This window comes from Pontibacter chinhatensis, from assembly GCF_900113285.1.
GTDB lineage: Bacteria > Bacteroidota > Bacteroidia > Cytophagales > Hymenobacteraceae > Pontibacter > Pontibacter chinhatensis.
This window is the reverse complement of record NZ_FOOT01000003.1, coordinates 250,542-276,530: the sequence shown is the minus strand read 5'-3', so window position 1 is coordinate 276,530 and position 25,989 is coordinate 250,542. Positions and strand designations below refer to the sequence as shown.

The 25,989-nt window shown below is 53.5% G+C and carries 20 protein-coding genes; 16 read left to right on the top strand and 4 right to left on the bottom strand.

Going from position 1 to position 25,989, the window contains the following annotated elements; genetic code table 11:
- The first annotated feature begins 152 nt into the window (after positions 1 to 152).
- The 5 genes from BM040_RS10385 to BM040_RS10365 all read left to right on the top strand — a co-directional run bounded on the left by BM040_RS10385 (position 153) and on the right by BM040_RS10365 (position 7,342).
- On the top strand, positions 153 to 1,655 hold the full coding sequence (locus BM040_RS10385; RefSeq protein WP_092100849.1) for a glycine--tRNA ligase: 1,503 nt from the start codon (positions 153 to 155) through the stop codon (positions 1,653 to 1,655).
- Positions 1,656 to 1,808: 153 nt separating this feature from the next.
- Positions 1,809 to 2,000: a CsbD family protein gene (locus tag BM040_RS10380; protein ID WP_092100847.1), complete on the top strand. Its 192-nt coding sequence runs from the start codon at positions 1,809 to 1,811 to the stop codon at positions 1,998 to 2,000.
- A gap of 763 nt (positions 2,001 to 2,763) precedes the next feature.
- Positions 2,764 to 6,117, top strand: coding sequence for an isoleucine--tRNA ligase (gene ileS, locus BM040_RS10375; RefSeq protein WP_092100845.1), 3,354 nt, complete (start codon positions 2,764 to 2,766; stop codon positions 6,115 to 6,117).
- 123 nt (positions 6,118 to 6,240) lie between these two features.
- Positions 6,241 to 6,861 (top strand): lipoprotein signal peptidase, encoded by a 621-nt coding sequence (locus tag BM040_RS10370; protein WP_092100843.1) that lies wholly within the window; start codon positions 6,241 to 6,243, stop codon positions 6,859 to 6,861.
- A gap of 85 nt (positions 6,862 to 6,946) precedes the next feature.
- A complete protein-coding gene (locus tag BM040_RS10365) occupies positions 6,947 to 7,342 on the top strand; it encodes a hypothetical protein (RefSeq protein ID WP_092100841.1) in 396 nt (131 codons plus the stop codon).
- A 39-nt stretch (positions 7,343 to 7,381) separates the two neighbouring features.
- Here BM040_RS10365 and BM040_RS10360 read toward each other — a convergent pair whose 3' ends face one another.
- Positions 7,382 to 7,987 (bottom strand): HAD family hydrolase, encoded by a 606-nt coding sequence (locus tag BM040_RS10360; RefSeq protein WP_092100839.1) that lies wholly within the window; start codon positions 7,985 to 7,987, stop codon positions 7,382 to 7,384.
- Positions 7,988 to 8,122: 135 nt separating this feature from the next.
- Here BM040_RS10360 and BM040_RS10355 point away from each other — a divergent pair, with 135 nt between their 5' ends.
- The 4 genes from BM040_RS10355 (at position 8,123) to BM040_RS10340 (ending at position 14,169) form a co-directional block, all read left to right on the top strand.
- On the top strand, positions 8,123 to 9,922 hold the full coding sequence (locus tag BM040_RS10355; RefSeq protein WP_092100837.1) for an ABC transporter ATP-binding protein: 1,800 nt from the start codon (positions 8,123 to 8,125) through the stop codon (positions 9,920 to 9,922).
- A 57-nt stretch (positions 9,923 to 9,979) separates the two neighbouring features.
- Positions 9,980 to 10,744 carry a DUF695 domain-containing protein gene (locus BM040_RS10350; protein ID WP_092100835.1) on the top strand — a complete coding sequence of 255 codons (765 nt, stop codon included), beginning with the start codon at positions 9,980 to 9,982 and terminating at the stop codon, positions 10,742 to 10,744.
- Between the two features lie 193 nt (positions 10,745 to 10,937).
- Complete coding sequence (rnr, locus tag BM040_RS10345; RefSeq protein ID WP_092100833.1) at positions 10,938 to 13,187, top strand: ribonuclease R; 2,250 nt, start codon at positions 10,938 to 10,940, stop codon at positions 13,185 to 13,187.
- 7 nt (positions 13,188 to 13,194) lie between these two features.
- Entirely contained in the window at positions 13,195 to 14,169 is a 975-nt protein-coding gene (locus tag BM040_RS10340; RefSeq protein WP_092100831.1) for a polyprenyl synthetase family protein, read from the top strand.
- A gap of 684 nt (positions 14,170 to 14,853) precedes the next feature.
- Here the strand turns inward: BM040_RS10340 and BM040_RS10330 are convergent.
- Positions 14,854 to 15,525 (bottom strand): HAD family hydrolase, encoded by a 672-nt coding sequence (locus BM040_RS10330; RefSeq protein ID WP_092100827.1) that lies wholly within the window; start codon positions 15,523 to 15,525, stop codon positions 14,854 to 14,856.
- A 211-nt stretch (positions 15,526 to 15,736) separates the two neighbouring features.
- On the opposite strand from BM040_RS10330, the gene BM040_RS10325 reads away from it, so the two are divergent.
- From BM040_RS10325 to BM040_RS10305, 5 genes are all read left to right on the top strand, one after another.
- On the top strand, positions 15,737 to 16,366 hold the full coding sequence (locus BM040_RS10325; protein ID WP_092100825.1) for a rhomboid family intramembrane serine protease: 630 nt from the start codon (positions 15,737 to 15,739) through the stop codon (positions 16,364 to 16,366).
- A gap of 93 nt (positions 16,367 to 16,459) precedes the next feature.
- Positions 16,460 to 16,924, top strand: coding sequence for a fasciclin domain-containing protein (locus BM040_RS10320; RefSeq protein WP_092100823.1), 465 nt, complete (start codon positions 16,460 to 16,462; stop codon positions 16,922 to 16,924).
- A 142-nt stretch (positions 16,925 to 17,066) separates the two neighbouring features.
- Positions 17,067 to 17,498: a hypothetical protein gene (locus tag BM040_RS10315; protein ID WP_092100821.1), complete on the top strand. Its 432-nt coding sequence runs from the start codon at positions 17,067 to 17,069 to the stop codon at positions 17,496 to 17,498.
- A 305-nt stretch (positions 17,499 to 17,803) separates the two neighbouring features.
- A complete protein-coding gene (locus BM040_RS10310) occupies positions 17,804 to 19,222 on the top strand; it encodes an FAD/NAD(P)-binding protein (protein WP_092100819.1) in 1,419 nt (472 codons plus the stop codon).
- Positions 19,223 to 19,359: 137 nt separating this feature from the next.
- Complete coding sequence (locus BM040_RS10305) at positions 19,360 to 20,046, top strand: DUF2490 domain-containing protein (protein WP_175491035.1); 687 nt, start codon at positions 19,360 to 19,362, stop codon at positions 20,044 to 20,046.
- Between the two features lie 4 nt (positions 20,047 to 20,050).
- On the opposite strand, the gene BM040_RS22075 is transcribed toward BM040_RS10305, so the two are convergent.
- Positions 20,051 to 20,176, bottom strand: a complete 126-nt coding sequence (locus tag BM040_RS22075) for a hypothetical protein (RefSeq protein ID WP_262502452.1) — start codon at positions 20,174 to 20,176, stop codon at positions 20,051 to 20,053.
- Positions 20,177 to 20,385: 209 nt separating this feature from the next.
- On the opposite strand from BM040_RS22075, the gene BM040_RS10295 reads away from it, so the two are divergent.
- Positions 20,386 to 21,225, top strand: a complete 840-nt coding sequence (locus BM040_RS10295) for a 3-keto-disaccharide hydrolase (protein WP_245756181.1) — start codon at positions 20,386 to 20,388, stop codon at positions 21,223 to 21,225.
- A 60-nt stretch (positions 21,226 to 21,285) separates the two neighbouring features.
- Here the strand turns inward: BM040_RS10295 and BM040_RS10290 are convergent, their stop codons facing one another.
- Positions 21,286 to 23,136, bottom strand: a complete 1,851-nt coding sequence (locus tag BM040_RS10290) for an ABC transporter ATP-binding protein (protein ID WP_092100817.1) — start codon at positions 23,134 to 23,136, stop codon at positions 21,286 to 21,288.
- A 156-nt stretch (positions 23,137 to 23,292) separates the two neighbouring features.
- On the opposite strand from BM040_RS10290, the gene BM040_RS10285 reads away from it, so the two are divergent.
- Positions 23,293 to 25,926, top strand: coding sequence for a DUF3857 domain-containing protein (locus BM040_RS10285; RefSeq protein WP_092100815.1), 2,634 nt, complete (start codon positions 23,293 to 23,295; stop codon positions 25,924 to 25,926).
- The last annotated feature ends 63 nt before the right edge of the window (positions 25,927 to 25,989 follow it).

Genomic DNA, 25,989 nt, shown 5'->3' with positions numbered 1-25,989 from the left:
GAAATTGTTAACACGTACGTAGTACGAAGCCAGCACGGCCGAAAAGAAGGCACATGTAGGGAAAGAAGGCAGCTGCACGAGGGGAATAGCGACAATTTAAAAGTATAAGAGGGCAAATAGTATAATCAGACACTAAAAGCTATATTTGCGCTATGGCGACACAAGAAAAAACACCTGTAGAAAACGCTCAGCTGAAAGATATTATCTCGCACGCTAAGGAGTATGGTTTTATATTCCCCTCCAGCGAGATCTATGATGGCCTGCAAGCCGTGTACGACTACGGCCAAATGGGCGTGGAGCTGAAAAACAACATCAAGCAATTGTGGTGGAAGAGTATGACGCAGCTCAACCAGAATGTGGTTGGCCTGGACGCGTCCATCTTCATGCACCCGCTGGTTTGGAAAGCCTCCGGCCACGTGGACAGTTTCAACGACCCGATGATCGATAACAAGGACTCGAAGAAACGCTACCGCGCCGATGTGCTGATAGAGGAGAAAGCCGCCCAGTATGAGAAAGACGGCCACTACGAGAAAGCCAGCGAGCTTCTGGTGGAAATGGGCAAGCTGCTCGGCGCCGAGGACCTGGATGGCGTGCGTGAACTTATCATCAGAGAAAATATCAAATGCCCTATTTCCGGCACCACCAACTGGACGGAAGTGCGTCAGTTTAACCTGATGTTCTCTACCCAGGTGGGCTCCGTGGCCGAAGATGCGAGCACTATTTACCTGCGCCCCGAAACGGCACAGGGTATCTTTGTAAACTTCCTGAACGTGCAGAAGACCGGCCGCATGAAAGTGCCATTCGGTATTGCGCAGATTGGTAAGGCCTTCCGTAACGAGATTGTGGCGCGCCAGTTCATCTTCCGTATGCGCGAGTTTGAGCAGATGGAGATGCAGTTCTTTGTGCGACCTGGCACGGAGATGGAGTGGTATGAGAAGTGGAGAGACACGCGCCGCCAGTGGCATGAGGCCATCGGTGTGCCAACAGACAAGCTGCGCTTCCACAACCACGAGAAGCTGGCCCACTACGCCAACGCCGCTTTGGACATTGAGTTCGAATTCCCGTTTGGCTTCAAGGAGGTAGAGGGTATCCACTCCCGCACCGACTTCGACCTGACACAGCACCAGGAGCTGAGCCGCAAAAAGCTACAGTACTTCGATAACGACCTGAACGAAGAAGGCAAGCCTTACGGCAATTACGTGCCTTACGTAGTGGAGACATCCGTAGGCGCCGACCGACTGTTCCTGATGGTGCTCTGCAGCGCCTACACCGAAGAAGAAATCACGGAGGGCGATAGCACCAAGAGCCGTACTTTCCTGAAGCTGCACCCGGCGCTGGCCCCAGTAAAAGCCGCTATCCTTCCGCTGACCAAGAAAGACGGTCTGCCTGAAAAAGCTACTGAGATCTACAATGACTTAAAGTTTGATTTCAGCCTGATCTACGAAGACCGCGACAGCATCGGCAAGCGCTATACCCGCCAGGACCTGATAGGTACGCCTTTCTGTATCGCCGTAGACCACCAGACACTGGAGGATAACACCGTGACCGTACGCGACCGCGACACGCGCGAGCAGGTACGCATGCCAATCAGCGAACTGAAGAGCTACATCGACAAAGCCGTTAGTTTCAAGACTATTCTGCAGAAGTTAGCTTAAGTGTAAAGTATAAGTATAGAAAAAGCCGGGGTGCAGCAGCGCTACCGGCTTTTTTCATGCCCTGCCAGCACAAGGAAAAGCCACCCATACCTAACTCTTTTATTTGCTAGACCGTTTATTAAAGTATAATCAACTATAAACAAGTATAGAAAAATGAGAGAAGAAGAATATAGAGCCCGCGGCAACTGGAATGAGCTGAAGGGCAAGATCAAAAAAGAGTATGGCGACCTGACCGATGACGACCTGACTTACGAAGAAGGAAAACAGGACGAATGGTTGGGCAGGCTTCAGCAAAAGATTGGGAAAGGAAAGCATGAGCTTAAAGAATGGATAGACCGTCTCTAAGGCTCGAGATAACTCAGCTATAAACTCCCTCAAAAGGGACAATGATTTATCGCCCCATACACAGCTTGTATGGGGCGATTTATTTTAAGATATCCGGCTCCGCTTCCTACACTTTTCCTGTACTAAAGTATAGAGTGAGGTCAGAAGCGAGTTTAGAAATGTCTTGAAGTGTAAAAGTTATGTAAAGTATAAATTCGAGATTTCAATGCTTTTACATGTGAATTAAGATGAGCGAAAACAGCAATTAACATGTGTAAAAACGGAAGGGGGTAGAGTTATACACATCTGTGGAATGTAATCACCCGTGAGAAATACACAGTGCCCGGCTCAAGCCTCGCGTTTATACTTTCGAAGGGGGTAGACTGTGAAAAACAAGTATGGAATCTGGCCTGCAAGTATAAAAAAGGATGATTTAGCTTCTTTTATCAACAGTAAGAAACGCAGGAAAGGGGAGGCATATACAGTGCACTTCTAACAGAGCTCACAGAGCCATAGGGACTTAGGTTGCTCTAAATCCGGCAGCTTTATGCGTTTGCAGACTCCGGGAGCCGCAAAAAATCTGTACCTTTACCAAACCAAAGCAGAATCAGCGTGTTGGATAGCAGTGGAAGCTGGTTTTCCTGATTGAAATCTGACCAATCCTGATTAAATTGCCATCTTGCTACCTGTGGTTTTACAGGCTCAAACGAGCTTTACAAACCATGAAGGCAGCAGAGCAAGAAACAGATAATAACGCTTGAGGAAGATATAAAACCTATAGACGGTGAAGTACAACGAGTATAAGAACCTTAATTACGCCAAAGTAGGCGAGGAGGTGCTGTCCTTTTGGAAGCAGCACAACATCTTTGAGAAATCGGTGGCCACACGTGAGGGCAATGCGCCTTACGTGTTCTACGAGGGCCCACCATCAGCCAACGGTACCCCGGGTATTCACCACGTAATGGCCCGCGCCGTAAAGGATATTTTCTGCCGCTACAAAACCATCAAAGGCTTTCAGGTAAACCGCAAGGGCGGATGGGATACCCACGGCCTGCCCGTAGAGCTGCAGGTAGAAAAAGAGCTGGGCATCACGAAAGAGGATATCGGCAAAACCATTTCGGTAGAAGAGTATAACCAGCGCTGCCGCGAAACGGTGATGCGCTTTAAAAACCAGTGGGACACCCTGACTGAGCAGATGGGCTACTGGGTGGACCTGAACAACCCCTACATCACGTTCGAGGATGAGTACATCGAGTCTTGCTGGGCGCTGCTGAAACGGCTCTACGACAAAGGCTACCTTTACAAGGGCTATACGATCCAGCCGTTCTCCCCGGCCGCCGGAACTGGCCTGAGCTCGCACGAGCTTAACCAGCCGGGCTGCTACAAGATGGTGAAGGATACGACCGTTGTGGCGCAGTTCGAGGTGAAGAAGATCACCCGCAACATGTTCCTTTTCGAGGGTGAGGAGGAGAAGGTATACTTCTTGGCCTGGACCACCACGCCCTGGACGCTGCCTGCCAACACGGCGCTAGCCGTGGGCAAGAACATCAAGTATGTAAAAGTTAAAACCTACAACCAGTACACGTACGAGCCAATCTCAGTGATCCTGGCCAAGGACTTGGTGAGCCGCTACTTCAACCCGAAAGCGGCTGACATTCCGCTGACAGAGTATAGCTCCGGCGACAAACTAATCCCTTACAGAGTAGTGGAGGAGTTCGATGGCGCTGATCTGGCCGGAATAGAGTTTCACCAGCTGATGCCGTACGTGCAGCCGGACAAGCCCGCCTTCCGTGTGATCATCGGCGACTACGTGACCACAGAGGATGGTACCGGCATTGTGCACATCTCGCCAACCTTTGGTGCAGATGACGCCCGTGTTGCCGCCCAGAACGACATCCCGGCGCTGCTGGTGCTCGACGAGAATGGCAAGCCGTCTCCGATTGTGGACAGGCAGGGCCGCTTCGTGAAGGAGATCACCGACTTTGCCGGCATGTACGTGAAGAACTACGCCAAGGAAGACGAATCTTCTCCGGAGTACAGGCCGACCGACGTGAAGATCGCTATCAAACTGAAAGAAGAAGGCAAGGCCTTTAAAGTAGAGAAGTATGAGCACACCTATCCGCACTGCTGGCGCACCGACATGCCGGTGCTCTACTACCCGCTGGATAGCTGGTTCATCAAAACCACAGCCGTAAAGGACCGCCTGATCGAGCTAAACAAAACCATTAACTGGAAACCGGAGTCTACGGGCACGGGCCGCTTCGGCAACTGGCTCGAGAACCTGGTGGACTGGAACCTGTCGCGCTCCCGCTACTGGGGCACTCCGCTGCCAATCTGGCGCACCGAGGGCGGCGAGGAGGAAATCTGCATTGGCTCTATTGCGCAGCTGAACGAGGAGATCGAAAAAGCCGTGCGTGCCGGTGTGATGGATGCCTCCGTGGAGGTGAAAGAGCTGCACCGCCCGTATGTGGATAACATCGTGCTGGTAAGCGACTCTGGTAAGCCAATGTACAGAGAGCCAGACCTTATCGACGTGTGGTTCGACTCTGGCGCGATGCCTTATGCACAGTGGCATTACCCAATTGAGAACAAGGAAATCTTCGAGAAGAACTTCCCGGCTGACTTCATTGCCGAAGGAGTGGACCAGACACGAGGTTGGTTCTTTACGCTGCATGCGCTGGCCGTGATGCTGGAGGACAGCGTGGCTTACAAGAACGTAATCGCCAACGGTCTGGTGCTCGATAAGAACGGCAACAAGATGAGCAAGCGCCTCGGCAACGCCATCGATCCGTTTGAGATGATCGGCACTTATGGCCCTGATGCCGTGCGCTGGTACATGATTTCCAATGCACCGCCTTGGGACAACCTGAAGTTCAACCCCGATGGGGTGGTGGAGACGCAGCGCCGCTTCTTCGGCACCTTGCAGAACACCTACTCGTTCTTTGCGCTTTACGCCAACCTCGACAACTTTACCTATGCCGAGGCGGATGTGCCGATGGCGCAGCGTACGGAGTCGGACCGCTGGGTTATCTCCAAGCTGAACACGCTGGTGCAGGACGTAGACGCTTACTACGCCGACTATGATCCAACCCGTGCCGCCCGTGCCATCCAGGATTTTGTGGTGGACGACCTGAGCAACTGGTACGTGCGCCTGAACCGCAAGCGCTTCTGGAAGGGCGAGTACAACACCGATAAGATTGCTGCCTACCAGACACTTTATACTTGCCTGGAGACGATTGCCATACTGGCTGCCCCGATTGCGCCGTTCTACACCGAGCAACTCTACCGTGACCTGAACGCTGTGAGCAACAGGCATCAGGAGGAGTCGGTGCACCTGGCGTACTATCCGGAGGTAAACCACGAGGATATCGACAAGGACCTGGAGGAGCGCATGCAACTGGCCCAGACGATTTCGTCTCTGGTGCACTCGCTGCGCAAGAAGGAGATGATAAAGGTTCGCCAGCCGCTGCAGCGTATCCTGATTCCGGTGCTTAACCCGAAGATGAAGCAACAGGTAGAGGCCGTGGCCGACCTAATCATGAGCGAGGTGAACGTGAAGGCCATCGAGTACATCGATGATACGTCAGGCATCCTGGTGAAGAAGATAAAGCCAAACTTTAAGAAGCTGGGCCAGGTATTCGGGCCGAAGATGAAGCTGGTGGCCGCCGCTGTGCAGCAGATGGACCAAAAGGACATCGCCGAACTGGAGCGCGAAGGCGGCTTCAAGGTGATGCTCTCAGAAGACGAGTCGGCAGTGCTGACACCGGAGGACGTGGAGATTTCCTCAGAAGACATTCCGGGTTGGCTCGTAGCCAGCGAAGGCAAACTGACCGTGGCCCTGGACATCACCATCACCGAGGAATTGAAGCAGGAAGGCATCGCCCGCGACCTGGTGAATCGTATCCAGAACCTGCGCAAAGACGCCAACCTGGAGGTGCAGGACAAGATCCACATCGCCCTGCAGGAGTCGGCGCCCGAGGTGAACGCGGCCGTGGCCAACTACGGTGCCTACATCCGCACCGAAACGCAGGCCCTGTCGCTGGAGTTGGTACCGCAGCTGGCAAGCGCCACCATCCTCGACATAGACGAGTATCAGGTGCCTATCCAAATCCAGACGGAAGAGCGGGCGACTATCTAAATAGGGAAAGCACCAGGGGCCAAGCGTATCCTGGTGCTTTTCATACTTTCAAGAAGTATATTGCAGCGAAATTGAGGAAAGCATAGCAGTCGGGCTTTGCAGAAGCTGCTTAAAGAACACATAATGAAATACGGAAAATACTACCTGCTTGCCCTTGTCGTGATCATTATCGATCAGGTGGTGAAACTGATCGTGCATTACAACATGGAGATGGGCATGCCGGGAGAGATTCATTTGATCGGGGACTGGCTGAAGCTGCATTATACGCTCAACCCGGGGATGGCATTCGGCGTGGAGCTGGGCTCGGAGTACGGTAAACTGATGCTGACCCTGTTCCGCCTGGTAGCCATGTTTGGCATAAGTTACTACCTGTACTACCTGGTAAAGCACAAAGCGCCCACCGGTCTTATCTGGTGCATTGCCCTTATACTTGGTGGTGCCATCGGCAACCTCATCGACAGCACGTTCTACGGGGTGTGGTTCGACAACGCCCCCTATGGCTCCTCTACACCGTGGTTTCATGGCCAGGTAATCGACATGTTCTACATCGATATCTGGGAAGGCATTGTGCCCAACTGGGTGCCTATACTTGGCGGTAAGCCCATGTCGCTGTGGCCCATCTTCAACGTAGCGGATTCGGCTATCTTCATTGGCGTGCTGCTGATCCTGTTCAACCAGAAGCGTTTCTTCGGCGAGCACCACGAAGAGCAAAAGCAAAGACCAGTAGAGCAGCAGGGGCTGTAAGAAAAGTATAAAGTATAAAAAGAGAAGGCTGCTCCGGTTGGGGCAGCCTTTTTGTTTTTAGCTAGGGCTGGTTATCTTTAACAGGATGATAAGAGACCTGAACAAGCTCGACCTGATGATTGCTGCCCTGTACCTGCGTTACAGGCGCAGGGACGACCACTGGCTGAGCGCATTCTGGACAAAGCTATTTTTTGGTTTTCTTGGGATGGTATGGAGTTGGTGCTTATTCGAGTGGAGCTTATACTTAATCGGGTTACCTCGCCCTGAATTCATTCATGAACCATACTTAATAGGTATAGTATATGGGCATTGGATCTTAAGCGGCTTTATCATTCACATATTCACTTTGTCCTTTGAGGATTTGTCAACTATAGATCTCTATCCGGAAGATTATATTAGGGGCAACAAACTAGCTTTTTATCTCACGATAATAACAATAGTGATAGTTCCTGCTTCACTTATGTGGCTGGATAAACAGTAAGGCGCCCAAAGCAAGGGGATGTCTACAAGAAGATGTCTATTATAAAACCTTTCGCTCTTCCAAAGCCTTTCTCAACGCTTCCGGAGAAGTGAAATGTATAGACGCGATGCCCAGTTGCTGCGCTGCGTTGATATTATTCAGATTATCATCAATGAAGAGGGCCTGGGAGGGAAGGATCTCGTACCGGTTAAGCAGCGTGTGGTAGAAGGAACTGGAAGGCTTACGATCCTTCTCCGTACCAGACACCACAATGCCGTCGAACCAGCCCAGGAAGTCAAAGCGCTCCTGCGCAACCGGAAACGTTTCGCCCGACCAGTTGGTCAAGGCGTAGAGGTTATACTTGCCACCCTCCTTTAGCTCGCGCAGAATTTGCACCGTGCCTTCTATCGCTCCGCCCAACATTTCTTCCCAGCGGCCATAAAAGGCTTCAATGTTTTCCCGGTGCTCCGGAAACTGGGCTAGCAGCAGGTTAGTGGCCTCTTGCAGGGAGCGTCCGGCGTCCTGCTCTTCATTCCATGCCGGGGTGCAGATGTTCTCCAGAAAGTAGAGCATCTCTTCTTCTTTCTCAAACAGCTTACGGTACAGGTAGTGCGGGTTCCAGTCAATCAACACAGCACCAAGGTCGAAAATGATCGTTTTAATCATGGCTTATAAGGGTAAGCGGGCAAAGGTAGCCGGTAATTAGCTTCATTGAAAGGTATCAGGTTATAAACACAGTTGGCCATGATGGCTTGTGCCTGAAAAACCTTATTTTTACCTGAAGCCAAACCTTCCTCACCCTTGCCAACCCCCACACCCATACTTCAGGTCAGAGATTTAGAGACTGTTTTCTCCACACGCAGCGGCAATACCAAAGCGGTGGACAAGATATCGTTTGACGTATACCCGGGTGAGGTCGTGGCCATTGTCGGGGAGTCGGGCTCCGGTAAATCGGTGACGGCCCTGTCGCTGATGCGGCTGTTGCATGCTGCTGGCGTTACAACTGAGGGGAGTGCTATTTTCAACTCTCCAAAGTATGGCGAGGTAGATTTGCTGCAGCTACGGGAGCAGCAGTTGCAACGGGTAAGAGGAAGTGAGATCAGCATGGTTTTTCAGGAGCCAATGTCGTCGCTGAACCCGGTTTATACTTGTGGAAAACAGGTGGCGGAGGTGCTGCTGCTACATACCAAGCTTTCCAAAAAAGAGGCCAAAGAACGCGTACTACAGCTTTTTGAGCAGGTAAAGCTGCCCGATCCTGAGAGGATTTATAAGGCTTATCCACATGAGCTTTCGGGGGGGCAGAAGCAGCGTGTGATGATTGCCATGGCCATGGCCTGCAAGCCGGCGCTGCTCATTGTCGATGAACCCACCACGGCCTTGGATGTAACGGTGCAGGCGCGCGTGCTACAGCTGATAGACGAGCTACGGGTACAGGAGAACACGGCTGTGCTGTTCATCTCGCACGACTTGGGTGTGGTGGCCGGCATCGCTGACCGGGTGCTGGTGATGTACCAGGGCAAGGTGGTGGAGCAGGGCAAGGTGTTGGACATTTTTACCAATCCGCAGCATCCCTACACCAAAGGCCTGCTGGCTTGCCGGCCTCAGCTCGCTACTCCTCCGCAGGCCATACTTCCCACCATTTCGGATTTCCTGTCGGAAAGTAAGTATAACGATACCCCCAGCGAACCTAAAAAGCAAACACGCACCGCAGGCGCAGCAGCCACTAGCACTGCCAAGGCCGCGCAATACCAGAAACCGGTGCTGCTGCAGGCGCAGGACCTGAAAGTATACTTCCCAATACAAAAAGGCTTTCTTAGTCGTACTGCGGAGTACGTGAAGGCAGTAGACGGCGTGAGCTTCGAGGTAAAGCACGGGGAAACGCTTGCGCTGGTAGGCGAGTCAGGGAGCGGGAAGACAACCCTGGGGCGGGCGCTGCTACGACTGGTGGAGCCAACGGCGGGACGCATCCTTTTCAATGGGCAAGACCTTACTCGCTTGAGTCCGGAGGAACTGCGCAAGAGCCGTCGCCATTTCCAGATGGTTTTCCAGGATCCCTATGCCTCGCTCAACCCCATGCACACTGTGGGGGAGGCGATCATGGAACCCATGCAGGTGCATAACTTCTACAAAAACGACAGAGAACGCCGTGGAAAAGCCATGGAACTGCTTGATAAGGTGGGGCTTCCGGAGGATAGCTTTCAGCGTTATCCACATGAGTTTTCGGGCGGGCAGCGGCAGCGGATAAGTATCGCCCGGGCCCTGGCCCTGCAGCCCAAGTGCCTCATCTGCGACGAGCCCGTCTCATCACTCGACGTGTCGGTACAGGCACAGGTACTGAACCTGCTCAACAGCCTGAAGCGGGAGCTGCAAATCGCCTGCATTTTTATTACTCACGACTTGGCCGTAGCAAAACATATGGCTGACCGTATACTAGTGATGAACAAGGGCAGGATTGTGGAAAGCGGTACGCCCGACATGCTGTTTGAGCAGCCCCATCATGCATATACACGTATGCTGATTGATGCCATTCCGAAAGGTGAGCCGGAAGACATCAGGGCCGCACAGCGGCAACGTGCGGCCCTAAAGGCAGACATGTTGTAGCGGCTTCCGCAGCACCATGGCCCGACTTGTGCAATCAAAAAACGTAGGATAAGGAATATGGAACAAACAGCGCATGAACCGGATTGGGAGTTTCATTTCAGGAGCGTCGACAGTAAGCCAGGGTCTATAGCCGTGGACCTGGGTCTGGCCAAAGTCGCGCCGCTCGCCCACCAGCCTAACCTCTTGAAGGTGTCTATCCAGATGACGAACCCCCGGCCGGACGGGCTCTCATCCCTACAGGAAACTATCTTGCTGCAAAACATAGAAGACGACCTGGAGGACGCCTTGGGACAAAAATGCGGGGCAACCTACGCCGGCCGCCTCACCTGTGGCGGGCACCGCAAAGTATACTTCTACCTGGGTGAGCCCAATGGCTACGCCGAGCATGTGCAGGAAGTAATGCAGCAATACAACAGCCACGCCTACACCCTTAAGCTGATACCGGACAAAGACTGGAACCGCTACTTCAATTTTCTGTACCCCGAGCCGGAGCAGCTGCAAAGTATACAGAACCGCAAGGTGGTGGAGGAACTGGAGAGCAATGGCGATGACCTGAGCAAGGCGCGCCAGGTAGACCACTGGATCTACTTTAAGACCGAGGCTGACCGCGCCGCTTTCCTGCAAAGTATAGCCAAGGAGAACTACAGCCTGGTGACCAGCGATTACCTGGCCTCCTCAGAGGATTACCCGCACCGATTGCACATCAGCCGCACCGATAAAGTAGATCACCAAAGTATAGACAAAGCCGTGATGTACCTGCGGCGCCTGGCTCAGCGGCACAACGGCGATTACGACGGCTGGGAGACATCCATCGAAGTATAAACCCGTCTCCTTCCTTTCTTAATTGCCTGCCAAACCCGCTTATATAGAAAATTCTCTATAAATTGACTCCGAATTACAGCCTGCTTTAGCCAAAGAGCCGCTTGCGGCGTATAGTACATCTACATCTAGTGAGCTAAAGATATACAAGTGGCTGCGGCGGCTGCACTGGTCGCCCCATACCTACAAAGAATACATGAAAAATAAGAGAGACAAGAAAGGCGGCAGAGACGAAAGCCGCTCCCGCAAAAGAGGCGGCGACTCACCGAGAAGCCGGAAAGAATCAGCCAGAGAGGCCTACGCACGCAGAGAACCATCCAGCCCCAAAGGAGCCCCAAAATCGGCCAAGGCCATAGTGCTGGAGGTGTTCTCCAACAGCCCCGACACCGTTTTTACCATGCGCCAGGTTACCCGCCGTTTGGGCGTGGTAGATCAGCACGGCCGTGAACAGGTACAGAAGCTGGTAAAGGCCTTGGTGCAGGAAAACAAGCTACTGGCTGTGGATGAAGACAAGTACATGATGAACCTGAAAGTGGAGATCATAACCGGGCGCGTGGACTTGGCCAACAGCAAGTATGCCTACATTGTGTCTCAGGAGCGTGAGGAGGACATCCGCGTACACGTCGAGCACCTGCAGTATGCCATGGACGGCGACCTCGTTAAGGTAGAGGTGCTGCCATCGGTAAGAGGTGGCCGTCAGGAGGGCGTGGTAGTGGAAGTGCTCGAACGTTCCCGCACCGAGTTGGTGGGGCTGATGGAACTGTCGAAGAACTTCGGCTTTGTCGTGCCCGATTTTAAGCGTTTATACTTTGATGTGTTTGTGGGCGAGCGCCACCTGAATGGCGCCGAAACGGGCGATAAGGTGCTGGTGCGCATCCTGGAGTGGCCCGACAGACCGGGCAAGAACCCGACCGGGGAGGTAGTCCGCGTGTTTGGCCCAGCCGGCGAGCACGAGGCTGAGATCCACTCCATCATGGCGGAGTTTGGCCTGCCCTTCGAGTTTCCGGAGGCGGTGGAGGAAGAGGCGGAAAGTATGTCCGAAAATATTCCGGCCGGTGAGATTGCCAAGCGCCGCGACTTCCGCGACGTTACCACTTTTACCATTGACCCCGCCGACGCCAAAGACTTCGACGACGCCCTTTCTATCCAAAAACTGGAGAATGGCAACTGGGAAATCGGTGTGCATATTGCTGACGTAACGCATTACGTGCACCCGCGAAGCATGCTGGAGAAGGAGGCTTTCCACAGGGCCACTTCGGTGTATCTTGTGGATAGAACCATCCCGATGCTGCCTGAGCGCCTTTCCAATGGGCTTTGCTCGCTGCGCCCGCAGGAGGAAAAGCTAACCTTCTCGGTAGTATTTGAGATCGACGACAACGGTAAGCTATACGATACCTGGTACGGCCGCACCATCATTTACTCCGACCGCCGCTTCAGCTACGAGGAGGCCCAGGAGCGCATCGAAACCGGTGAGGGCGACTTTGCCGAGGAGATCAATACCCTCAACAACATCGCCAAAAAACTGCAGGCCAAACGCTTTAAGAACGGCGCTATCTCCTTTGAGACGGTCGAGGTGAAGTTTAAGCTCGACGAGAACGGCAAGCCGCTGTCGGTTTACGTGAAGGAGCGCAAGGATGCCCACAAGCTGATCGAAGAGTTTATGCTGCTAGCCAACAAGCGCGTGGCCGAGTTCGTGCATGGCTTGGGCAAAGGCAAAAAGCGCCCGACCATGGTTTACCGCACCCACGGCTCCCCTGATCCCGACAAGCTCAGCACCTTCTCCATATTTGCCCGCAAGTTTGGTTACAAGGTGGATGTGGAAGGCGATATCTCCGAAGAGCTGAACCACCTGACCGCTGAGATAGAGGGCAAGCCGGAGCAGAGCGTGCTGCAGAACCTGGCCATCCGTACCATGGCCAAGGCCAAGTATAGCACCGAGCCGGAGGGACACTTCGGCCTGGCCTTTGCGCACTACTCGCACTTTACCTCGCCTATCCGCCGCTACCCCGACATGATGGCGCACCGCCTGCTGCAGCACTACCTCGATGGGGGCAAGTCGGAAGACAAGGAGGCCTTTGAGGAGCGTTGCCGCCACTCCTCCGAAATGGAGAAGCGCGCCGCCGACGCCGAGCGTGCCTCCATTAAGTATAAGCAGGTGGAGTTTATGAAGGATACCATCGGAAATCAATACAAGGGAATTGTGTCCGGTGTCACAGAATGGGGTATCTTTGTAGAGATCGAGGAGAACAAGTGCGAAGGCATGGTGCGCCTGGCCGACATCAACGACGATTATTACGAGCTGGACGCCGACAACTACCGCATCATCGGCCGGCAGACCAAGCGTATTATCTCGTTCGGGGATGAAGTGCTGGTAGAGGTGAAAAGCGCCAACCTGGCCGACCGTACCATCGATCTGGAACTAGTCGAGACACTAAAACAACATTAAATATCCTGTGGATATCAGCATCCTTTCCGAGAAGTTAAACCATACGTTGTCCACGCTCCGATACGGCGAAAATCCGAAGGAGCTTTACGAGCCGATCCGCTACATCATGGCGCTGGGCGGCAAGCGCATTCGCCCGTTGCTGGTGCTGCTGGGCGCCAAAATGTTCGATGACGATGTGGAGAAGGCACTTTTGCCGGCTGCGGCAGTGGAGGTTTTCCACAACTTCACGCTCATGCACGACGACATTATGGACAAGGCCCCACTGCGCCGTGGCCAGCAAACCGTGCACGAGAAATGGGATGCCAACACGGCTATACTTAGCGGTGATGTGATGCTGGTGCGCGCCTACGAGCTGCTGCTGAACGTGGAGCCCGAGAAGCTGCCGCTGGTGCTGCGCCTGTTCAGCCGCACCGCCTCGGAAGTATGCGAGGGCCAGCAGCTAGACATGACCTTTGAACGCCGTGAGCAGGTGAGCATCCCTGAGTACATCCACATGATCACACTGAAGACGGCTGTGTTGGTAGGCTTTAGCCTGGAGCTGGGTGCTATCCTGCAAGGGGCGCCCCAGGCAGATGCTGAGCACCTGAAAGCCTTTGGCGACAACGTGGGCATTGCCTTCCAGCTGCGCGACGACCTGCTGGACGTGTACGGCGACAAGGCCAAGTTTGGCAAGCAGGTGGGCGGCGATATCCTCTCGGACAAGAAAACGTTTCTGATGCTGACGGCACTGGAGCAGGCAAACGCGCAGCAGCGGCAAACCATCATCGGCTGGCGCGACAAAACCGACGAAAGTATAGCCGAGGAAAAAGTGCAGGCCGTGACCCAGGTGTACGACCAGCTCCACATCCGTCAGCAGACCGAGCAGCAGATAGATTTATACTTCCAGAAGGCCCTGCACCACCTGGATGCGGTGCAACTGCCAGATGAGCGCAAAAGTATGGTGCGCAACCTGGCCCTGCAGCTGATGGAACGCGACAGCTAATTATCAAAAAAGCCCTCTGCTGAAGAGGGCTTTTTCTTTGTGGCTGCTATACTTGGGCGTATGTTGTTTTGCTGTGTTACATCGGTTGATACAAAAACTACAAGGCATAGCCGCAGCTTGGGTTATGTGCAAGGTAACCAAAAGTTACCCTTCCTTTTTGTCTATACTGATAACTTCTACTCTGTTTCCGCCTTCCATATCGTGTCTATAAATTCTGTACTCTGAAAGAAGATAAAATGAAACGACATTCAGAGCTAAGCCACATAGCAACCCATAGAGATAACTGTACTTCACGGGTCCTCTATTCCTTACTACAAAAATCAACACTACAATAAGGTGTAGAAGAAACAAACCTGTAAATAAGAAAATGGCAGCTATATTACCACCTGGCTTGTTCCAAGTTAGGTATATAGTTACCCAGAAATAGAACAAGCAAATTCCAAAGTTTAGTAAGAATTTGGATTTCACACTTAAAAATGCAGGTAACGCAAGTATAAAAGCACAAGCAACGAAAGTATAAACTTCACCGCTTACAGGCTGTGGAATTTATACTTGCCTTCAAACCATCTGTCATTCTGTTTAGAAACTTGGTAGAAGGGAGGTTAAGCATCTACTATACGCTACCAAGATCCTTTCAGGATGACAAAATAAAGAGAATGAAAAGGACCAGCTAGTTTAAGCGGCTTATACGTTGGAAGCGTCCTTGCGCAGCTTTTCGAAGTCCTCCAGGTGCAGCTGGCTAAAATCCTCGGTTACCAAATCGGCCAGGGAAAGGTCCTGATTGCCGGAGTTGGCGGATTTATAGCCGATGCACTTCATGCCGGCGGCCTTGGCGGCTTTCACGCCGTTGCTGCTGTCCTCTATCACAATAAACTGGCTCGGTGCTACCTGGTAACGCTGCGCCACTTCCAGAAAGATATCCGGCGAAGGCTTCCCGTCGCGCACGTCCTCGCTGCTCACCACATAGTCGAAGTAATGCCTGAAGTCCAGCTTCTCGAGAACCAGGTCGATGATGAGGTGGGGGGAGGAAGACGCCACGGAGAGGCGGTAGCCGTTCTCTTTTAAGGTGGCAAGCAAAGTGTCTACGGCCGGGATGCACTGTATTTGCCGGGCCTGCAGCTCGGCGTGCTTCACCTCCTTTTCGAGCTGGAAAAGCTCCTCAACGGTATGAGTCAGGTTGAACTCCTGGATCAGCTTTTCCCATACTCTTTTGGGCGCCATGCCCACGAAACTGTGGTGCAAGGTGGTAGATACATCTATGTTCAGTTGCTTAAAAAGCAGTTTCTCTAGTTCCATGTGGATGGGTTCGCTGTCTACGAGTACGCCATCCATGTCAAAGATTACAAATTTTTCCATAGAGTGATTTTAGTGCCTTTCAACAGGCATGAATAGGGGTTTGTGGTAAGATAAGCAATATTTTCGTCAACCGGGTTTTATACTTCCGGAGCCGGTTTTACCAGCCAGTAAAGTATAAACGCAGCGAAAGCGGCAATATTTAGTAGGCGGCATTCGGCTTTGTCTTTTATCTTTGTTCTGATTCATTCCTCCACCTCTTCAGAAGAAAAGCATGAGCGTTACCATTATCCTGATCATCATCACTGTTGGCATTTCGCTGTACGCCTGGCAAAACCAGGGCCTGACGCACAAATGGATCTTTCATCCCTATGCCATACAGCGCGACAACTCCTGGTACCGCTTCATTACTTCCGGCTTCCTGCATGCCGATTTCATGCACCTGCTGTTCAACATGTTCACGCTGTTTTTCTTCGGCGATGTGGTGGAGTATGTGTTTAAGTCAGCCTACGGCTCTACGACTGGCCTGCTGTTATACTTGCTCGTGTACCTGGGCGGCATCATCATATCGGATATCCCGACTTACTTAAAGCACCGCAACGACCCGTCTTACCGCGCGCTGGGTGCCTCGGGCGGTGTGGCCAGTATCGTGTTCTCCAGCATCCTTTTCTTCCCGACGCTGGATATCTGCCTTTTCGCTTTTCTGTGCCTGCCAGGCTTTATCTTCGGTATTCTGTACATGATTTACTCGTACTACTCCGGCAAGCGCATGGGCGACAACATCAACCACGACGCCCACTTCTATGGAGCGGTATACGGCTTTGTGCTGAGCCTGGCGCTGGTGCCGGCTGCCTTGCCAAACTTTTTCAGGCAGATAGCGGGCTGGCAGTGGAGCATCTTCTAGGAAATTGCACTATAAACCGCAGCCAAGTATAAGTTAAAGCCGGCGTTTAGGGAACGTGCTACGTATAACATAGCAGATAAAACCCTATTCGCCATGAGGCTGAAACTGAAGAACCGATATATTGGCGTCCTGCTAATTGTACTGTATATGGCCTGGTTTCCGGCTGCACAGGCGCAGGAAAGCCAGACGATAATGGAGTACCTGGTGCGGGAGCGGCCGGTGCTGGCCGGTCTGGTGACCAAGGCCGGTTTTTCGCCGCTGCTGTCAGGCGAGGAGCAGATTACCTTTTTCGCGCCCCCGGAAAGCGCCCTGCAAAGTATAAGCAACGAGTCGCCGGAGCGCCTGCGCGCCATACTCTCCAGCCACATTGTGCGGGGTGCTTACCTAGAGCAGGACCTGAAAGATGGCAAGCCCTTTAAATCGGTGTGTGGTACGGCAAGCATCAGGTTTTTCCGCCAAAGAGATGGCATACTTGCTAACGGCATTCGCGTAGAGCAGCCTAACCTCCGGCTCAAAAACGGTGTGGTGCATGGGCTGGGCGGCCTGATGCGCAGCTAGCTACTTGTAAGTATCCTTTCCCTATCAACCTGATACAGAATTTCGTGCTGTGCTACCCGTGCAATCAGAAAGCACCAAAGTTTATACTTTACCTTAGAAAGTACAAAGTATCGCCTGCGTGTTATGCGTATGTTATCAAAGCATGTATAGCACCGACGATAAAAACACCGTACAGGATAACTCCCACACACTGATTGCTGAAAACCAGTGCTACACGCTGCTGTACATTCCGCATAAAAACAGCCTGCACTTTATCATCAAAGGCTATTGGAAGAACCTGGCGCTGGTGCCCGATTACCTCCCAGACCTCAAAAAGGCAAAGGCTGCCGTGAAACCAGGCTTTAAGCTACTGCTCGATCTAAGCACCCTGATCACACATCCGCAGGCGATTATGAGCCTGCACATAGAGGCTTTTGAGTTGCTGCAAGGAGCAGGGCTAAGCAAAAGCGCCTTTGTGTGCCCCACCGACCGCATCGCCAGGCTGCAGGTAGAGGAAACGCTGTCGCAGAGCCACCTGCTGTCGAAACGGTTCGATACTTACGAGGAGGCCGTAGCCTGGTTAGATCAGGAGTAAAAGTATAGCTGTTCGGCTTACTCTCATCTTCCTTATAATTGCTTCTCCCCTGTACCTAAGGATGTTCCACGTGGATAAGGCAAAGAACGCTGGCGCTTATGCAGCGCAAGTATAGCAGCATAGCCTGCTCCTGAACAAGGCTGCGCACTAACCCTGAAAGACGGCTCCCGTAAAACGAAGGTACTTTTTAGCTAGGGCGGGTGGTGCAAGCCCGCGCTACCCATCAGACTCCCCGGAGCAGAAGGCCAGCCAGTAACAGGTCATCTGGAACTCAGAATATTTTCAGGCAACTAACAACAGCAACCATGGTGATTGGGATTATAGGAGGGGGGCTGAGCGGTACGCTGACAGCCATCCATTTGCTACAAAATGCCCCCAGCGGCACCACAATCTGTCTTGTAGAGCAGGACAGGTACAGGATGCACCGGGGCGTAGCCTACGGCAGCCAGTTGCCCTTTCAGCCCTTAAACGTTCCTGCAGCCTCCATGAGCCTCTTTCCTGATAAACCTGATGACTTCTATACTTGGCTGGCAGAACACCAGCACAAGTATGGCCGGCACCTCCGCTTGCCTGTCCGGGAGACAGACTTTATACCCCGGCATATTTTTGGCGATTACCTGAAGGCGCGCTTGCTGGAGGCAGAGGCGCGTAAGGGCCAAGGGGTAACGTTTAGCCGGGTGTACGACGAGGCTGTGGCGGTAAAAAGAGAAGAAGCTGCTTTTCGAATTGAGCTCGGAAACGGCGAGGCAATACAGGCTGATAAGGTGGTGCTGGCATTCGGCAACTTCCCGCCGGCTAACCTGCCCATCCCGCACCAGGAGTTTTACCAAAGCGATTTATACGTTGCCTCGCCCTGGTCAGCGAAGGCGCTGGCGAACCTGCCTGCAGAGGCCCCGGTGCTGCTCATTGGCTCCAGCCTGACGATGGTAGACCTGGTGGGAAGCCTGCAGGCGCAGGGGCATAAGGGGAAGGTATACGTCGTGTCGCGGCATGGCTTGCTGCCCCAGCCGTGCGACCCAGATACGCCATACCCTCTTAAAATCAACTTGCCGCTGCGCGATGGGCTGTCGGCCCTGGAAGCCTTCCGCTTCATCAGAAGGGAGATAAACCGGGCTGAGGCAAACGGCTATACCTGGAGGGACGTGCTGGATGCCCTTCGCGATGACATACCCGCTGTCTGGCAGGCTTTCTCTGCGTCAGAAAAAAAGGCCTTTCTGCGCCACCTCCGCCCTTATTGGGAAACACACCGCCACCGCATGCCCGCCAGTTCAGCGGCGCTCCTGCAGCAGCTCCGGATAGAGGGGCAGCTGGAAGTAATCGCAGCAAGTATAGTGGATATACAACAAATAGGGGAAAGGGCCTGCGTTACGCTGAAGCCAAGAAAGCGTGCGCACCAGGAACAGCTAACAGTAACCCGGGTCATTAACTGCACCGGCCCCCAATCCGACTTTGCCAAAATAAAAGCACCGCTGGTCCGGCAATTGCTGGCCGATGGTATGATGATGCCCGACGAGCTGAAGTTGGGCCTGGTAACGACCCCTGGCGGCGCGCTGCAGGGCAAAGCGGGACACCCTATTGCCGGCTTGTATACTTTGGGCCCCTCCCGGAAAGGAATGCTGTACGAGTCCACCGCGCTGCGCGAGATACGGCAGCAGGCACACGATCTGGCGCAAGAGCTCACACGCCGTAATAGCGCCTGGGTGAAGGCGCAGCAGGCAATCTGATGCCTGCCATGTAGCAAGTAAATTTTAGGACAGCGGAAAAGAGGATGGTGTGTTCATACTTAGCATATGGCCTTTGCTTCGTTTTGGCGTATTTGCTGGCTGTTTCCTGTGCTTTTTCTCAGGGTACTGCCAAGCAGGTGACGCATCAGCAATTGATATGGTATGGATATCACAACACGCTGGAACTGCATCCCAAGTGGCTGGTAAATACCGAAGTGGAGGAACGGCGGTTCATGAATCCCGATGCGCAGCACCATTTTCTTGTCCGGAGCCAGTTGCGGCGTCAACTGGGAAATAACTGGGATGCCTCCGTTGGCTTTATGTACTCTCTGCAGAGTCCGCAAGAACCCAAATCTACTGAAAACCTGGTTGTGCCGGAGCTCCGGCCACACCTCCAGCTCGATTACAGGCAGGCGCTAAACAAACTGACCATTGCCCACCGGTACCGCGCAGAAAGGCGCTACTTTAGAAACACTGCCAATGAGGATCTGGCCGAGGGCTACCAGGCCAATTACCGCTTCCGGTACCGTTTATCGCTGGAGTACCCGCTCTTCCTCATCCGGCAGCAGGCTTTAAGGGTTCGGGTAAACGATGAGATTATGATTAACGCCGGAAAGCGAGTGGCCAATAACAGGTTTGACCAGAACCGTATTTACCTAGGCCTGAGCTACCCCATTCATAAAAGTATAAACCTGGAAGCAGGGTATCTAAAGTGGTTTCAGCAGCGGGCTTCCGGAAGCCAGTTCTATAGCCGGGACATCATTCGCCTGATCGTCAACCACAAAATCAACCTGAGAAGAAAGGAGACGGACGCGGTAGAGTAACATCTTACAGCTGCCCCTTCGCCTGCAGTTGGCACAACCCGTTATACTTGCCGTTTTGCCCCAGCAACTCCTCATGCGAGCCTAGTTCCTTTAGCTGTTCCTGCTCCAGAGACAGAATCCGGTAGGCCATGCACAGAAGAGTGGTGGGAGATGAGCACGGCATCGCGGCCTTTCCATACTTCTTATCTTCCTGGAAGAGAAGATTCCACTTAGAGAAGGTGTTAGGTAGGTAATAGGGCTGATTTAACAGAAGCTACCTATATTAGCAGATTCAGGGCCTTTGCTGCGAGTAATCAGCAAGCCATTGTTTACGTCATACTTTCTTCCACCCTTATTACCATGTCAAAAGAAATCACCCTTTGGAAACGCACGGCAATCCGGATTATGTGGGTTTTCCCTTTCATGCTGCTGGCCTGTACACCTTCAGCACCAGAACAGGCAAATACTGACACCATAGAGAGAGAAAAGAAAGCGGAATGGGTGTCTCTTTTCAACGGGAAGGACATGGACGACTGGATTGTGAAGATCCATCACCACGAGGTGGGAGAGAACTTCGGCAATACCTTCAGGGTAGAGGATGGGATACTGAAAGTGCGCTACGACCAGTATGGGGACTTTAACGACCAGTTCGGGCACCTGTATTACAAGCAACCGTTTTCCCGTTACCACCTGGTGGTAGAGTACCGCTTTGTGGATGAATGGCAGGAAGATGCTCCTGGGTACACGAAAAGAAACAGCGGCGTCATGTTCCACTCCCAGGACCCGAGAACCATGCCGCGAGAGCAGGACTGGCCCATTTCGGTGGAGATGCAGTTTCTAGCGGCACTCGAAGATGGCAAGCCGCGCCCCACGGGCAATATGTGCTCGCCAGGCACCGAAGTGGTGTTTGAAGGAGAGATAGCCCCCGTGCATTGCATCAACTCCAGTTCCAAAACCTATGGCATAAACGAGTGGGTGCGGGCAGAGCTTATCGTACTGGGGGATTCGCTGGTAAAACACATCATCAACGGCGATACGGTGCTGCAGTACACCCAGCCCCAGATTGGCGGCGGTGTGGTCAATAACTTCGACCCGGCCATAAAGCAGGACGGTAAGTTACTTAGCGAAGGGTTTATTGCCTTGCAGAGCGAAGGCCAGGCCATCGACTTCCGCAAGGTGGAAATCAGGGAGCTGGATTAGCCGGGTGGGGCAAAGTTCTAACCAGACAGCAAATTACGTTTAGCTCAAAGTATAGCCAGCTTACAAATACCCCTTCGCCTGCAGGTGGAACAGCTCGGCATACTTGCCGTTCTGCGCCAGCAGTTCCTCATGCGAGCCCAGTTCTTTTAGCTGCCCCTGCTCCAGAAACAGAATCCGGTCGGCCATGCGCACGGTGGAGAAGCGGTGGGAGATGAGCACGGCAGTGCGTCCCTCTATGAGCTCCGAGAAGCGCAGGAACACCTCGTGCTCGGCGCGGGCATCCAGGGCGGAAGTGGGTTCGTCGAGGATAAGCAGCTGCGCGTCGCGCATGTAGGCGCGGGCCAGGGCCACCTTCTGCCACTCGCCTCCCGACAGCTCCACGCCTTTGTTAAAGCGCTTGCCCAACACTTGGTCATACTTGTCCGGCAGGCGCTGGATCACCAAATCGGCCAGGCTCTTTTGGGCAGATCCCTGGATACGCTCCTTGTCTCCTATGTTGCTGATCTGGCCAATAGCGATGTTGTCGGAGGCCGTCATCTGGAAGCGCACGTAATCCTGGAAAATGATGCCCACCTGGTGGCGCAAGTCGTTCAGGTCATACTCGCGCAGGTCTATTCCATCTAAAAGTATACGCCCCTCGGTGGGCTCGTACAGGCGGGCCAGCAACTTGACCAGCGTCGTTTTACCGGCCCCGTTCTCGCCCACCAAAGCCAGTTTCTCGCCAGCCCTTAAATGGAACGACAGGTGCCGTACCGCCCATTTCTCGGAGTTGTGGTACTTGAAGCCGACGCCCTCAAACGTAAAACCCTGCTGGATGGGCCGGGGTACGGGCAGCGGGTTGGCAGGCGGCATTATCTGCGGCTGCAGCTCCAGGAAATCGAACAAATCCTGCAAGTATAAAGCGCTCTCAGCTATCTGGGAGAAACGGGTCATGATGCCCTGCAGCAGGCCCCGCATGTTGCTGAACGAGCCGGCCAGAAAGGTGAGGCTACCCACCGTAATGGTACCCGCTACGGTGGCGGAAAGTATAAAAATGTAGGCTCCGTAGTATGCCAGAGTACCCAGCGCGGAGAGGGCACTGCCCCAAACCGCCCGCCGGATAGTGAGGTTCTTGTTGAGCAGGTAATACTTGTCTGACAACTCCTTGAAGCGCTTTGCCAGAAAGCCCGAGAGGTTGAAGGTCTTTATCTCCTTGGCCGTTTCGTCGGAAGCGCCGATGTAGCGCAGGTAGTCCAGCTCGCGGCGCTCGGGTGTCCAGGAGCGGGAAAGGGAGTAGCTGCGCTCGTTAAAGTGCGTCTCGCCCAGGAACGAAGGGATTACCGCTATCAGAAGTATAAGGATGAGCCAGGGGTTAAACGCAATCAAACCCACCGCCAGAAAGCCAATCGTCACGATATCCTGCAGCTGCGAGAGCACCTGCGACATGAGCACCACCCGCGTGACCGTCTGCCGCCGCGCCCGCTCCAACTTGTCGTAAAAGGTGGCGTCCTCAAACTGTGCCAGGTCCAGCTTGGCGGCGTGTTCAATCAACACCACTGAGGTGCGGTTCGAGAACAAGTCGCCCAGCAGGCTATCCACCAGCGTAATGCCCCGGTTAATCAAATCTGAAACCACGGCCAGGCCCAGTTCCAGCGCCACCAGCGTCCAGAGGTAGGTCAGGTTCCGCTCTCCTGTCACGTCAATCAGGTGGATGACCTCGTCAATAATAAGCTTGCCCACGTACAGCATGGCCAGCGGCAGGGCGGACTTCACCAGGCGTAGCAGCAGGTTGGCAATCGTCAGGCCAGGGCTCGTCTCCCAGATTAGCCGGAAGAACTTGGGCAGGTTCTTCAGCGCACCCACCTGCTCGCGCAGGCTTTTTTTATCTTGTTGGTTTGTCGTGTCTCTCGTTCCTTTTCGCTCTTTATCCATAGGCATACTTTGGGCTGGGCCATATAACTATACAGGCAGCAGCGGGAATTGTTTAAGCGGGCCTCACCTTGGGACATCGTTTTTCACTTAGCAGCTTTATCCTATAACATAAATTGTACTATATTTAACGCGCAAATTATTAAACCTTAGCACTATATGACGCACTTCTACAAAGAAAACAAACTTAACAGAGCCCTTACACTGCTGCTGCTGCTTGTATGCTGCCTGTGGCAAAGCGCTGCCGTGGCCGCTCCCAAAGGCGTGTCTGTTACTCCCGAGCCAGGCTGGGTGATGAAACTACCCTTGCGCAACGCTACCAGCATCACTTCTAACGATGTGAACGGTGGCTTTCACTACCTGCTTCTGAGCCTGCAGCACGAGGTGGAGCGGGAGGAAGTATACCGCCAGAACACCTATAAACTCCTGACTGAAGAGGGTGTGCAGTACTCCTCCGAAATCAGGCTGAGCTTTGACCCGAGTTTCGAGCAGCTGCAGCTGCATCGGGTGCAGGTCTGGCGCAACGGCAAGGCGATTGACAAGCTCGACCTGAGCAAAGTAAAGGTTATCCAGCGCGAGGCAGGTATGGATGCGGGCATCTACGATGAGAGCCTGACAGCTATCCTGGTGCTGGACGACATTAGGGTGGGGGACGTGGTAGACTATGCCTATACGTTGAAAGGGCGCAATCCCGTGTTCGACGGCAAGTTTTTTACCTCTTTTAACCTGCAGCAGTACGACCCGGTGGATGAAATGCTGGTGAACATCATCGTACCCCAGGCCCGAAAGCTGCACTTTAAGTACCACCGCGACGCGCCCAAGCCCTCCGTTACCTCTGCTAACGGAGCCAAAACCTATACCTGGCACCTGAAAGACCTGCCCGCCACCCACGTAGACAACAACATCCCTGCTTGGTACGACCCTTATCCTGGCGTGTATGTGTCGGAGTACGAAAACTGGCAGGAGGTGGCCACGTGGGCGCTCCCGCTCTATGAGGTGAAGGAAAAGCCAGGCAAGGGGCTTCAGGCGAAGATAGACAGCATCAAGGCAGTGGCTGGCAGCGACGAGGGGCGCGTAATAGCTGCGCTGCGGGTGGTGCAGGACGAGGTGCGTTACTTGGGCTTTGAAGCGGGCATAGGAGGCTTTAAGCCACGCCAACCAAACGAGGTGTTCCAAAGCCGCTTCGGCGACTGCAAAGACAAGGCGCTGCTGCTGGTGTACATGCTGGGCCAGATGAACATTAAGGCAAATCCGGCGCTGGTGAACACCACGCTGCAGGGCCACATTCAGGATTTGCCTGCCTCTCCGTTTGCCTTCAACCACTGCATTGTGCGGGTAGAGATGCTGGGCGGGGCGCACTTCTGGTACGATGCCACCCTAAGCAAGCAGCGCGGCGATTTTGCCAGCACCTACCTGCCGCCCTACGGCCAGGCGCTGGTGCTGGAGCCGGGGGCAAAGGCGCTTACTCCTGTGGAGCAGCCTGTAGCGAAGGCGCCTACTGTAAAAGTGCGTGAGATTTACTATATCCAAAGTATAGAGGAGGATGTGGTGCTGGAGGTGCGCACCGAGTACACCGGAGCCGATGCCGACCGCCAGCGAAGCAGCTTTGCCACTACCAGCATCCAGGACATCAAGAAGAATTACCTCGACTTCTACGCCAACATCTACCCCGAAATTGAGACAGCCGCAGACCCGGTTGTAGAAGACTACGAGTACGCCAACAAGTTTATCGTAGTAGAGAAATATAAAATTCCGGGTTTCTGGCAGCCGCAGCATAAAAACGACCAGGTGCTGGAAGGCTGGTTCTCGCCCCTGGCCATCACGGGTTACATCAACCAGCTGCAGAGCAGCAAGCGCACCATGCCGATGGCGCTGGGGCACCCCGTGCACGTGGAGCTAAGTATACGGGTGCTGCTGCCACAGGCCTGGCCGGTGGATAACGCCACGCAGCGGATAGACGATGACGCTTTCCTGTTCACGAAGAAGATTACCTATAGCCCCAACGGCACCGAGCTGGATATCGACATGATGTACCAGACCAAGGTAGACCATGTCACCGCCGAGGCTACGCCCACTTACCTGCGCAACCAAAAGGCCATGCTCGACAACATCACCTACGGCCTTACCTATAACAAAGGCTTCGTGGAGAGCGTGAGCAACTTTAAAGTGAGCTGGGGGATGGTTTTGGCCATGGTGCTGCTGCTGGGTATTTTTGGATTTGCCGCCTACAAGCTATACTTCTGGGATCCGGAGCCGCTGGCCGATGTGTCGGACTACGATGCCGAGAGGATAGGGGGCTGGGTTATCGCACCATTGATCGGGTTGATTCTCTCCCCGCTAGGCATCTTATCCACTTTCCTGACGAGCGGATTCCTGAACGGCAACCTGTGGCAGGGCCTGTTGGATACCGGATCCGGGGCCTACTCGCCTGCGCTGGCAGGCCTGCTTTTCCTGGAGTTTGTGATGAACATCGCCTTCCTGGTGTTTAACGTGCTCCTGCTAACGCTCTACCTCAAACGCCGCACCAGCGTGCCAAGGCTGATGGTTGTGTTCTATGGAAGTGCCTTGGGTTTTGTGCTGTTCGAGCTATTGGTTGTCTATGCGTTTTCTATCAGCCTGCCGGGCGGCAACATCGGCTCTGCTTTGTTCCGGTCCCTGGTGGGCGCTTGTATCTGGATTCCATACTTCCTGATGTCTTCTCGGGTGAAATGCACGTTTGTGGAGCGCCTCCATGCGCCTGAACACGATCTGGCAGAGGAGCAGCCCGCGGCAGAAGAGGAAGTACAGATATAAGAAAGTATAGCGTAGCAGAACTTCCGGTATCCGAAAAGGCCTTTTTAAAGTATGATACCCTAA